10 protein-coding genes are annotated in these 11,528 nt (G+C 49.0%); 3 read left to right on the top strand and 7 right to left on the bottom strand.

Going from position 1 to position 11,528, the window contains the following annotated elements:
• Positions 1 to 38: 38 nt before the first annotated feature.
• On the top strand, positions 39 to 842 hold the full coding sequence (locus JJB97_RS16750) for a dimethyl sulfoxide reductase anchor subunit family protein (protein WP_238715214.1): 804 nt from the start codon (positions 39 to 41) through the stop codon (positions 840 to 842).
• A complete protein-coding gene (locus tag JJB97_RS16745; RefSeq protein ID WP_263458000.1) occupies positions 842 to 1,717 on the top strand; it encodes a 4Fe-4S binding protein in 876 nt (291 codons plus the stop codon). Before JJB97_RS16750 ends, JJB97_RS16745 begins: the two co-directional genes overlap by 1 nt.
• 156 nt (positions 1,718 to 1,873) lie before the next feature.
• On the opposite strand, the gene JJB97_RS16740 is transcribed toward JJB97_RS16745, so the two are convergent.
• The 6 genes from JJB97_RS16740 to JJB97_RS16715 all read right to left on the bottom strand — a co-directional run bounded on the left by JJB97_RS16740 (position 1,874) and on the right by JJB97_RS16715 (position 8,430).
• On the bottom strand, positions 1,874 to 2,479 hold the full coding sequence (locus JJB97_RS16740) for a DUF2913 family protein (protein ID WP_238715211.1): 606 nt from the start codon (positions 2,477 to 2,479) through the stop codon (positions 1,874 to 1,876).
• A 70-nt stretch (positions 2,480 to 2,549) separates the two neighbouring features.
• Entirely contained in the window at positions 2,550 to 3,692 is a 1,143-nt protein-coding gene (gene cfa, locus JJB97_RS16735) for a cyclopropane fatty acyl phospholipid synthase (protein ID WP_238715210.1), read from the bottom strand.
• Between the two features lie 1,193 nt (positions 3,693 to 4,885).
• Positions 4,886 to 5,581, bottom strand: coding sequence for a LutC/YkgG family protein (locus JJB97_RS16730; RefSeq protein ID WP_238715209.1), 696 nt, complete (start codon positions 5,579 to 5,581; stop codon positions 4,886 to 4,888).
• Positions 5,574 to 7,001, bottom strand: coding sequence for a LutB/LldF family L-lactate oxidation iron-sulfur protein (locus JJB97_RS16725; RefSeq protein WP_238715207.1), 1,428 nt, complete (start codon positions 6,999 to 7,001; stop codon positions 5,574 to 5,576). Before JJB97_RS16725 ends, JJB97_RS16730 begins: the two co-directional genes overlap by 8 nt.
• Positions 7,002 to 7,012: 11 nt before the next feature.
• Positions 7,013 to 7,732, bottom strand: coding sequence for a (Fe-S)-binding protein (locus JJB97_RS16720; RefSeq protein ID WP_238715206.1), 720 nt, complete (start codon positions 7,730 to 7,732; stop codon positions 7,013 to 7,015).
• Positions 7,733 to 7,842: 110 nt separating this feature from the next.
• Positions 7,843 to 8,430, bottom strand: a complete 588-nt coding sequence (locus JJB97_RS16715) for a hypothetical protein (RefSeq protein ID WP_238715205.1) — start codon at positions 8,428 to 8,430, stop codon at positions 7,843 to 7,845.
• Positions 8,431 to 9,073: 643 nt separating this feature from the next.
• Between JJB97_RS16715 and JJB97_RS16710 the strand changes: the two genes are divergently transcribed.
• On the top strand, positions 9,074 to 10,627 hold the full coding sequence (locus JJB97_RS16710) for an L-lactate permease (protein WP_238715203.1): 1,554 nt from the start codon (positions 9,074 to 9,076) through the stop codon (positions 10,625 to 10,627).
• Positions 10,628 to 11,041: 414 nt separating this feature from the next.
• On the opposite strand, the gene JJB97_RS16705 is transcribed toward JJB97_RS16710, so the two are convergent.
• Positions 11,042 to 11,528: hypothetical protein (locus JJB97_RS16705; protein ID WP_238715201.1), on the bottom strand; the 487-nt coding region annotated here is incomplete at its 5' end.

The following is an 11,528-nucleotide window of genomic DNA, read 5'->3' as shown; positions in this document are numbered from 1 at the left end:
CTGTCTTTTTTCACCCGCCCATTACTGGGGATTCCTCAGTGCTGGTGCAGGGTTCGGTCAGCCTGACATTATTCCTGACGCTGAACGCCCGCTCAGCAAAGCGTGACCCGCAAGTGAAAAGTCAGCTATTGCCGGTGATGCTGGCGGCGTGTATCGCAGGCGGTTTGGGGCTGATTGCGTCAACCCTGCATCTTGGCTATCCGCTCAATGCGTTTAACGCGCTGCGTCACGTCGCCAGCTCATGGCTAAGCCGTGAAATTGTATTTGCCAGCCTTTACCTGGCGGTGCTGGGCTTGTGTACGTTAATCATGCTGGTAAAAAAACAGTTAGTAAGCATATTACTGCCTGTCGCCGCGCTGCTGGGACTAATTGATGTCTGGTGCATGAGCGCTATTTATGCAAACTCCTCCGTTGTTACCTGGACGCATTTTAATACCTGGCTGATGTTTTACGGCACCGTGGGCATATCAGGCGCCGTGGCGCTGGCCTGGCTGGCACCGGGGAAAACGCCTTGTGTCGCCAGCGGCGGTAAGCCTGCGTTGCGTTTAGCCGGGGCGCTGGTGGTGGCGATTGTGGCGATACGTTTGCTGGCCCAGCCTGAGTATATGAGCTATCTGGCCAGCACCCGTCTGAGCGGCATTGTGACATTGCCTCATCGGCCGCTGGACGCCTTCAATCAGCTAAGCGGCCTGCGCCTGTTTACCTGGATAATCTCCACGCTCGGCGCCATTTTGTTTGCGCTCAGCGCCTGGCGATGCCGCCGGGCCGGGCTGGTTGTGGCCAGCCTGTTTCTGGTGGCATCCGAAGTGCTGTTCCGCTTTATTTTCTTTAGCATTCACTGATGGCGTTATTTGCGTTAACGCAGACCCCCGCGCCCCCGGGCGTGGGGGCTGGCTGTTTACGAAACCAGTTTCCCCGCCACGTTTGTCAGGCTTGTGTGGACGTCTGCCCGGTTAATGCTATTAGCCTGGAAGCCGCACGCCCAAAAGTTGATGCCAGTGAGTGTCTTCATTGCGGACATTGTTTGTTTGTGTGTCCGGTCGATGCGCTGCAAAATCTGCAACCGCCTGCCCGCCCGTATAAAGCGTTGACATTAGTGGCGCCGTTTTCGGCAATCGCGCCGGAAGTAGAGGAGCTGCTAATGTGGCACCATCAGTATCATATTCGGGCTGTGGAAATGGATATGGCGCAATACCCCGCATGGGCCAGGGCCGTTGCGGCGTTAAATATCAGGCTGCGCGAATTTAACGCTCCCGGCTGGCAGATTCTTGCGCCGCAAGTAAAAGGGGTTAATATTGCGCGGCGCTCTTTATTACAGATCAGCGAAGCGGACGTCCGTTCAGCCGCGGTTTGCGCAGGCCCGCGCGCGCGGCGCAGGGCGTTTTCCACAATGCGCGAATATCGGCTATTGCTCACACAGAACCAATGTCTGTTATGCGGCGCCTGTACCAGAGCATGCCCGGAAAAGGCGCTGAGGTTTAATGATGATGTGCTGGAGTGGACCGCTTCTTTATGTACCGGTTGTAATAACTGTGCCGTTGTTTGCCCCACGCAGGCTATCCGTACTGAAAAACAGGTTGGCCAAAATATCTCGCTACGTTTTCCCTGCGCCCTAAAATACTGCGCCTGTTGCCAGCGTAAATTTTATACTTTTGATCCCAAAGCGCAGCGTTGCCATATTTGCCTGCGCCATCCATACGGCATGCGAGAGGCATAAGCGGCAAAGCGGGACGATATAGCGGACATCAACGTTTTTTGGCGGCAGGCAAGGGCCTTAACGATATGGCGGTTTGATATAATCTGACAGATAACAGTAACCGATATCTGCCAGATTGGGTTCAGCACAACAGAAATTATTGCGTGCGCTTTTGGCTTAAGAGAGAAGCGTAAAGACACAGGGGGGCGAATGTTGCATTTTTATATTCAGCCCTACCGATACCAGTGCATTTGAGAACGTCTCGGGATCGCCGGTTACGAGTATATCAAAAGGATGCAGGAGCACGCCTTCATCGGTAAAATGCTCCACCAGATCCACATCCCGGATAAAGACCGCCGGGGCGGAATAGGTATTTTGCATACGCATGAGTTTATCCCATTCAGACTGCTCGGGAGCATGCTCCTCCCAGCCCTGTTGGCAGAGCGTCGATATGGCTTTTGAAAGGCGCATAAGCTGAGAATCATCCAGCGGTTTAACCGAGCTGGCATTCCAGAGCGCTTCCAGACGTTGCCTCAGCATGGCGCCTGGCCCCTTATTTCTACCCAGTGTAATCAGGTAATCAATATTCTCTGCGACTGAGCGGGGGAAACGACGCTGTTTTTTTGCCGTTACCAGCCAGCATTGCAAAAATGAATGTTCGGTCAACGGTGAAAGCGCATGCCCGTCAAGACGCGCAAAATGGAGCGCCATAATGGCGCACCAGGAAAAATGCGCCGTATCGTTAAGCGTTTGTTCTTTATCTATCCCGGTTGGCTGTTGCATACTCTATTTCACATAAAATTAAACGGTTGCCCACAGAGCGTTGTGAACATTCAATTTCGCTTACGCCGTATTAACGGGGAACCCGCATACCGCCCGGCAGGCCTTTGGTTAACACCAGTTGCCAGAGCTGTATATTTCTGGCGCGAAACGCGCCTGCGCAGGCGTTAAGGTAATAGGTAAACATGCGTTTAAAACGCTCGTTGTAGCTATTTTCTAACTTTGGCCAGGCCAACTGAAAACGTTCGTACCATGCCATGAGCGTTTTGTCATAGTCCGGGCCGAAGTTGTGCAAATCTTCAATAACGAACCAGGGCTCGCTGGCGCTGGCTATCTGGGTAACGGAAGGAAGGCAGCCATTAGGGAAAATATATTTATTTATCCACGGATCGACATTGTTATCGGTTTTATTAGAGCCGATAGTGTGCAGCAGGAAAATACCATCCGATTTTAAATTCTTGTTTACGACTTCAAAATATGTGCTGTAGTTTTTGGGCCCGACATGCTCAAACATGCCGACTGACACAATGCGGCCATACTGCTCCTCCAGATCGCGATAGTCCTGCAATATGATGCTGACATCCAGGCTGGAGCAACGCTGTTGAGCCAGCTTTTGCTGTTCTGCGGAGATGGTAATACCGGTGACCTTTACGCCGTAGCGCTCAGCCGCATAGGCCGCAAGCCCTCCCCAGCCGCAGCCGATATCAAGTAGCGTCATGCCTTTTTCAAGCTGCAATTTTTCACAAATGAGCTTTAATTTATTCTGCTGCGCGGTATAAAGATCCGTCTCATCCTTCCAGTAGCCGCATGAATACTGCATCCACGGATCCAGCATCAGCGAAAACAGATCGTTGCCCAGATCGTAGTGCTCTTTACCCACAATCCAGGCGCGCTTTTTTGATTGCAAATTAATAATTCTGGCACTTGCAACCCGGATTAATTCTTTGAAATTACCCGAAAGCGCTGATTCAAGATCGGCGCAAATCAGACGAGCGATGAATTCATCGAGCCGCTCACAGTCCCACCATCCGTCCATGTAGCTTTCGCCCAGCCCAAGCGAGCCTTGCTGTAACACCCGTTTATAAAATTTATTATTTTTAACCTGAATATCGTAAGGCCTGTCGCCATTAATTTCCACGCCAGCCTTTTGTAACAGATCGCGGCTGATTTTATACCAGGGGTTTTGTACATCTGGCATGATAACTTTGTAATTCATTATTAATTCCTTACGGCTTTGCAGGTTATTTCGTCTGTGTGCTTTTTGCAGTCATATCTGAATGTAATTAAAAACGTGGAAATTGGTTTGCGCTCTCTTTATGGTATAAGGACAACCCGGCGAAAGGAAAGAAAGTGCTAAACCAGCATCTGTCGTTTTCCCTCCGTTCAGTTTGTCGGCTAAACATTTCGCGACAGCGCCAGGCCTCCCTGTAACCAGGCGCGTTTAACCATTGCAGTGGCGATAGCGATATTTCGCCTGGCTGAAGTTATCGGCCGGAGGAATAAACTTTCAGCTCAGTTTTGCAGCCCGGGTTAACCCTATAAACTGCAATTTTCATTTCTTCCACTTCGCATACAGGCTTCATTGTATATTGCCGGATACCTCGAAAAGGGTTATTGCCAAAGTAGAGTCGTTAATTTTTTGCATGCCCGGGATAAAAGTTATAAAAATTCTTCCGACAATACCGGGTTAGCGGTATTTTTCCTGGTCTTTCCCGCCCGCCGCTATCGGTAAAGTTTCTGTGCCCGTATGAAAAAATGCCCTCATTACTGTGAATAGCAAATTTTTATCCGCCGTCTTACTGTATATACCGCTTTGTCAAACTTAACGCATTTCGCAGTAGCGTTGAGACCAATATTAAAACCCTACGTTAGTCAGGATTTTAATTAAACGCAGTCGCCTGATTTTTATATTATTCTGCGTTAAGTTTAATGGTTATTCCGCCAGCGGAAAATAACCTTTTGCTTTGTTAAACAGACCAGTATTAGCCCCGATTAAAAAGAAGGTTGTGGCCTTCTCCAGAAACAGCCGCTCCGGGTAAATCAACGCGACACCTGTTGCCGACAATAATACAAAATTTAAAAAATAAGATCGTTTGATAGACTGATTTTATACTTTTTCATTTCCACAATTACCGCTGTTGGAATAAACGCAGTATATACCTGCCTGAAATATTCTAAAAATAAATAATTTTAATGGCAATCATTCCTTAGTGGAATGGTTGCGGGTATGACGACAAAGGTAAAAAGGTTGTGAGTCGGGTAAGTAACCTTATTGCCCGCAGCCTGTGATGGCTGCGGACAGGTTATATTGCCCCGGCGCTTTTGAAAACGGCGAATGGCCGGATAAATCCCTGACCTGAGCCGCTGTTGTACAGCGCTTTGCAACCTGGGCTTACCAGTGCCTGATACTTAGCAGTCTTCAATAATCAGATACGCGGCATTAACCGGGCCATGTACGCCAACTACCTTTATAAGCTCAATATCCGCTGTTGTACTGGGGCCGCTAATTAAGTTGATACACGATGGCATGCGTTCTCCGGCTTGTGCTTTCTGGCTCAGTTCCTGCGCCAGTTGCGCGACGCGCGGCAGGATTTTGCTCTTGCGCACTACAAAAATAGAAGACTCAGGCATTAAACTTACTGAACGCCCTTGCTCTGGCGAAGAAAACAGGACTACGCCGCCAGACTCCGTAAGACCATACTCAGCATAAACCACGCCTATTTTGGCTTTCTCAGCCTGAAGAATATTTTCTTTTCCCTTTGCAGGATCCCACACGGTTGCTCCGCAGGCCTCCCGGAGGCGGGCAGTAATGCCGAGATCCGCAAGCCGCTTATCGCCGCTGATTATTACCGGTTCGCGCCCAAATTTTTCGCACAGGCGTAGCGCTGCCTGCGGCGCTTGTTCTTCGCAACTCAGCTCGCAGTGCGCCAGCATGACATCAGTAGCAAAGGCCATAAAGGCTTCACAGCGCTGCTGCGGGCTAAGTTCGGTTAACCGCGTTTGCGCATAGTGGTTTACCGCAGCGGCTTCGGGTTCGGGTATCTGCCGCGGCGCCCGGCCCAGCGCCTGGGCGATAGTGTTTAAAAATTCGGTACGGTTATCCATTCTTTTTCTTCTCCGCCTGATGTTTCTTAAACCAGCTTCGGAAACTTTCTCCGTCAGCCCCCGGAAGATCGCGTGCCTGCGTCCAGTCGCGAATCGCCCCCACCCTGAGCGGCGCTTTTCCGCCGTGAATAAACCAGCTTGCCGCATGCGCCCCGGCAATCATCCCAACCTTCCAGAGACCGGGATGGCTGTTGGCGTAAGCAAACATTTTGATCGTTCGCTGCTCTGCTTTAGGCGTTAATCCCTCCTCGGCCATCACTCTGCGGTGACGAAGAATAAGCTGAGAGAGGGGGATACGCACCGGGCATACGCTATCGCAGGCCGTACACAGCGAGCATACATAAGGCAGATCTTTAAAGTCTTTGTAGCCGCCAAGCAAAGGGGTGATAACCGCGCCGATAGGGCCGGGATAGATGGAACCGTATCCGTGGCCGCCAATGTGACGATATGCCGGGCAGGTATTCATACAGGCGCCGCAGCGAATGCAACGCAGCACGTCGCGAAATTCGGAGCGAAGCACGTCTGAACGCCCGTTATCAACAACAACCAAATGGAACTCCTGCGGCCCATCAACGTTGTCAGACTCCCGGGGGCCGGTAAGCCAGGTGTTGTAGCCGGTCAGGCGCGCGCCGACGGCGCTACGCGCCAGCATTGTTATCAGCACATCGACTTCTTCAAAAGTGGGCGCGATTCGTTCCATGCCCATTACAGCGATATGCGTTTTTGGCAGCGTCGTACACAACCGCGCATTGCCTTCATTGGTCACCAGGCAAACGGAACCGGTTTGCGCAACGGCGAAATTACAGCCGGTAATGCCGATTTCGGCGCTCAGGAAGTCCTGGCGGATCTTCTGTCGGATAAACAGGGTCATCGCTTCGGGCGTTTCGGGGCCGTCATAACCCAGACGTTCATTCAGCACGCGACGGATCTGGTGGCGATCTTTGTGGATCGCGGGCACTACAACGTGGGAAGGCGCGTCCTTATCCAACTGGAGAATATATTCCCCTAAATCGGTTTCGATAACCTCAATCCCGGCCTCCTGGAGCACATGGTTGACACCGATTTCTTCGGTCACCATTGATTTAGACTTCACGATCTTTTTCGCATTTTTGTCTTTAGCAACCTGTAAAATATACCGGGTTGCGTCTTCTTTGGTCTTTGCGAAATAGACGTGGCCTCCGTTTTCTGCAACCTTCTCAGAGAGTTGATACAGATAAGCGTCGAGATTATTCAGTACGTGATCGCGAATCTGGCTGGCACGCTCGCGCCATTCTTCCCAGTGCCCCAGCTCTTCGACCATTTTCTGGCGGTTAGCGCCGATGCGTTCCTGTGCGTTGGCAACCGCTTTACGCATGATGGGGTCGTCAATTTGATGACGAATGCGTTTTTTAAATTCTACATCGCTGGTTTTTAAAGACATGCTATTTCTCCTCAGCGGCTCATCAGCACTTCAGCTATGTGCATCACTTTAACCAGCTGTCCTTCACGCTGCAGCCGACCGCCAATATTCAACAAGCAACTAACGTCTGCGCCAATCAAATAGTCAGGCTGAGCCTGCATCAGGTTCATCACTTTTTCTTTCACCATCTCGCCGGATATTTCCGCCATTTTTACTGAGAAGGTGCCGCCAAAGCCGCAGCAGGTATCCTGATTAGCGAACGTCAACAACTCCAGTCCGTGTACATTTTTTAGCAACGTTATGGGCTCTTCTCTCACGCCTAACTTGCGAGTCAGGCTGCAGGAAGGATGATAAACGGCTTTACCTTGCAGGCTTGCGCCCACGTCCATGACGCCAAGTTTATTGACGATAAACGAAGTGAGGTCGTGCATACGCGCGGCGACTTTTTCCGCACGTAGCGCCCATTCAGGTTCATCAGCCAGATAGGCGGCGTAGCTTTTAACTGCGTACGTACAGGAACCTGCCGGCGAGATAATCGGGTCGTCGTTTTCTTCCAGCGCGGCGATGAGATTTTTCATGCCCGGAATCGCTTCTTTAATGTAACCGCTGTTAATTGCGGGTTGGCCGCAACAACCCTGTTTTTCTGGAAAATTAACGCTACAGCCCAGTTTTTCCAGAAGTAATACCGAATCACGCGCCATCCGTGATTTTAGTGCGTCACCGATACAGGTAACAAAGAAATTAACGTTCACAATAATTACCTCATTGCTTCATTTTATTTTTCAGCCGCTGGCGAAATGCTATCGGCGAAATAAGTTAATAAAAACCGATTAATAATAACAATGTGAGCAGTACGTCTTTTTTAGGAACTGCATTTTCGTATTGCGCGTCCGGTAAAACGCGTGAGGAAGTTTTCAGCGTCTTCCTGTATGACAGCAACGGGGCGCTTCATACTGAATTTCAGCCGTTTTTTCCCCTTATCCACGACCAGGAAATTATTGTTACCGGAGCGTTTAGTGATACGGAGAGGTTCTTCCTGGATGTTTTTATTAATCCGGTGAGCTAAATTACGTGTTGGCGTGTAATGAGGAACGTTGTATGACGGCTGTTTTTCCTGCGCATTAACGTGCGGAAATAAAGAATAAACACGGCTATGTTGTGCCCGGGCGCTGCCGGCTTTATTGTATATATCGCCAGCCGTTAACGCGCCAGCGCGCAAAACGCCTGTGGCGGCCTGGGGGGACCGGCCAGGCGGTTTCTGTTCGCGCTTGTGTGAAGAAAACGCCATATCAGAGTAGGCTAACACCGGTTTACCTCCATCAAACACAGGCAGTTTGTCGGGATGAAAAGGCTGGATGTTAATCTCACGATCGTAGCCGTTACGGGTAAGTGTAGCATCCCAGGCCCGGGCCGGATTAACCGTTCGCACCACAATACTTTTGCCTGCCATGATGCGTCCATCAGACGCTTGCTGGCCTGGGAAAGCCGTTTTCGAATTAACGGACGGCTGCGTAACCCCTTGATTGTAATGATATTCTTTATGGCCCCGCGCTGCCAGGGAAAGAGGCGGAAACGCGTGCGAATAGCCGGCAGACTGGATAAGTACTTTCAAAAGCTTTTTATTATCAGTACTTTTCAAGGCGGCCATTCTGCGCTCCTTAAACCAGTTAAAAACAGAACCGACAGTTTTACTTTTGTATGACAAACGAAGCTACTCTACCACTCATAACACTCACGTAACAACCCATTCGGCCTGTTTTTGATGCGCTATAGCGCGCCACCAGGCTATAATTTATAAATGAAACGCCTTTTTAAACGCTATAAAGTTGCGTTAATTTACTGGATTAACAGATATTATTTTGATTTTTTAACAGCTTTATACCTCCTGCGAGTTACTGCTAATTAGGCGCGCTCGCTATTTCTGGGTAAATTTTAAACAAATTTAATCTTTATTTGTACATTACTTTATCTGGATGAATAATAAGATCTTTTTATTTCATTGAAGCGCTTCAGCCTGCATTTTTATATTAATAAATAAGCTAATTTCCTGTTCCCATATATAAGGCAATTAAAAAAATAAATCGGGAATAGTAATGCAAGAATATCTTATGTTTGCTTTAGCGCTTTCTCCTCTACTGCTCATGGTTTTTTTAATTCTAAAAGTTAAAATGCCTATCCATTATGCTGTATTGATATCGCTTGCGTTCACCTCAGCGCTGACCGTTATTTTCTGGAAAATGCCGGCTCGGAATCTTCAGGCAGCGATTGGCTATGGCGCAATTAAAGGGCTATGGCCAATCGTCATCGTTATCCTTGGCGCGATATTTAGCTATAACGTTATGCAGGCAACGAAAACGCTTGATATTCTTCGCGACGTGCTTGCCAGCATCAGCGATGATAAACGTATACAGGTGCTGCTTATCGCCTGGTGCTTCGGCGGGTTTCTTGAAGCTGCCGCAGGTTATGGCACGGCAGTGGCTATACCTATCGGTATCCTTATCGCGCTGGGGTTTGATCCGCTTAAAGCCGCTATTGCGTCGTTGGTCGCTAATACGGTTCCGACCGCATTTGGCGCTGTCGGGATTCCTGTTTCAATTCTGGCAGAACAGGTTAACCTGCCTGTTTATACGCTAGGCGGCACGATCATTTTGCAGCTAGCGCTTTTTAATATTCTTCTGCCATTTGTGATTATCTGCATTATTGGCGGCGGGTTGAAAGCGATTCGGGGAGTCTTTTGGATAACGCTGTTGTGCGGCGTTACTACTTTAATCCCACAATATTTTGTCGCAATTTACCTTGGCGCAGAATTACCGGCGTTTGCCGGAAGCCTCGTCAGCCTCTTTGCAATCGCGATCGCAGGCCGGTCGCGTAACGGTAAAACCGTGCCGCAGTGGCGTATCGAAGCGCATCATTCCCGCGATACGCCGCCGCGTTCGGCAAAAGTCTTGTGTAAAGCCGGTGCGATTTATATGCTGATTTTTACTTTCATCCTGCTCTGCTCGCCGCTCTTTCCATCCATAAAAACAGCGGTTTCACACGTGGCTTCCGTTCTGCATTTCCCCCTGGCCGGCAGCGAGGCTATGGCGCTTAAAGTTGAATGGATAGCAACGCCCGGGGTGCTGATTATTTTCGCAACGATTATTGGCGGTTTTATTCAGGGCGCCACTGCGCGCGGAATGCTGGTGGTGTTTGCCAGAACGCTATTTCAGCTCAGGAACTCTATTATTGCCATTATGGCTATCGTTGCGCTGGCGACGGTGATGGATCTCAGCGGGCTTATTTCAACGCTTGCCCAGAGTATTGTTGATTTGACAGGCGGCGCCTACGTCTTTATTGCCCCGGTGATTGGCGCTTTGGGGACCTTTATTACCGGTAGCGATACCAATTCCAACGTGTTATTCGGCAAGCTGCAAACCATTGCCGCCGGTAAATTGAATATCGATCCAAACTGGCTGGCGGCGGCAAACACGTCTGGCGCAACGGGTGGGAAAATGATTTCGCCACAAAGTATCGCTATCGCCGTTTCCGCCACGCGCATGGAGGGGCAGGCCAACCAGATTATGTCTGGAACGATGAAGTACTGCTTTGCCTACATCATTATTCTTGGCTTAAAGATAGGTCTCTTTTATTACTGGTTTATGGCGTAGGGCAAGCTTAAGTCATCCATTAAGTCGCCTTGCAGAGGATGAGTATACCTGGCTGCGGCCACGTAAAAGCGTGGCCGATGCTGGAATCTTCTATTCAGGAACAAATAAAAAGTCCTGTGTGGAAATTACCGTCCAACATACTTACTGCCAGCAGCGTTACGCATGCTGTATTTTTTTATTGTTCTGAGCCATCTCCTGTCCTTCTCAACTGCGTACATGTGCAAAGAGAGTGGGCAATCGTTTTTGTTAAGCGTGAAACAGGCAATTTTTATTTCAATGGCGCTAAATGGATCCCCCAAAAAGTGGCGGGACCTGGCTGACCTGACCAGATGATATGCGCATAAAAATGTTAATAAATAAAAGCTATGTTGACCTGGCGTTATGCTTTTATCTATGTAATGGGCGCGTATATTTTTATCCATCTGAAGGCCCATCGCATAAAAATACCGGCGTGTCGGTTACAGTAAAAACGGGATTTCCAAATGCGCCCTCCGTAACGTTCATAGCCAGTTCTCCGCCTTTTCTGGTGAAAAAATCGGGTAGATGTCTATTGATTTCGCTGCTGTTTTGATCGTCATCATTAAAAAAATCCAGATGTGTATTTTTCATTAAATAATGGTTTAGTTTTTTTTGATATGTGAAGGTTATTTGCCGATTGATAATATATTTAACGCCGCTGTTAACAATTATGCCAATTATAAAGACATCGCCTCTTCCATCCATAAAAGAAAAGGCATATTTGGAATCCATTAAAAAGTCCTTATGTATTATAGACATTTGGGCCTGGCAGCTCTGGGGGCTTATCGTTGGTGAGTAAGCCAGTTTAGATAAAAAAATAAGGGAAACAGGAAGTATTCCCCATGTATGAGACGACAATAAGTCAGTCCGCCTGGTGCTGATT

The sequence above is a fragment of the Tenebrionibacter intestinalis genome, from assembly GCF_016632365.1.
Lineage (GTDB): Bacteria > Pseudomonadota > Gammaproteobacteria > Enterobacterales > Enterobacteriaceae > Tenebrionibacter > Tenebrionibacter intestinalis.
Note: the sequence above shows the minus strand (reverse complement) of the source record. Positions and strands in the feature narration are given on the sequence as shown.

Bases quoted from the DNA above. Each gene is read 5' to 3' on its own strand.
- JJB97_RS16745 (WP_263458000.1), top strand. From the start codon at position 842: ATGGCGTTATTTGCGTTAACGCAGACCCCCGCGCCCCCGGGCGTGGGG.
- JJB97_RS16740 (WP_238715211.1), bottom strand. From the start codon at position 2,479: ATGCAACAGCCAACCGGGATAGATAAAGAACAAACGCTTAACGATACG.
- cfa (WP_238715210.1), bottom strand. From the start codon at position 3,692: ATGAATTACAAAGTTATCATGCCAGATGTACAAAACCCCTGGTATAAA.
- JJB97_RS16730 (WP_238715209.1), bottom strand. From the start codon at position 5,581: ATGGATAACCGTACCGAATTTTTAAACACTATCGCCCAGGCGCTGGGC.
- JJB97_RS16725 (WP_238715207.1), bottom strand. From the start codon at position 7,001: ATGTCTTTAAAAACCAGCGATGTAGAATTTAAAAAACGCATTCGTCAT.
- JJB97_RS16715 (WP_238715205.1), bottom strand. From the start codon at position 8,430: ATGGCAGGCAAAAGTATTGTGGTGCGAACGGTTAATCCGGCCCGGGCC.
- JJB97_RS16710 (WP_238715203.1), top strand. From the start codon at position 9,074: ATGCAAGAATATCTTATGTTTGCTTTAGCGCTTTCTCCTCTACTGCTC.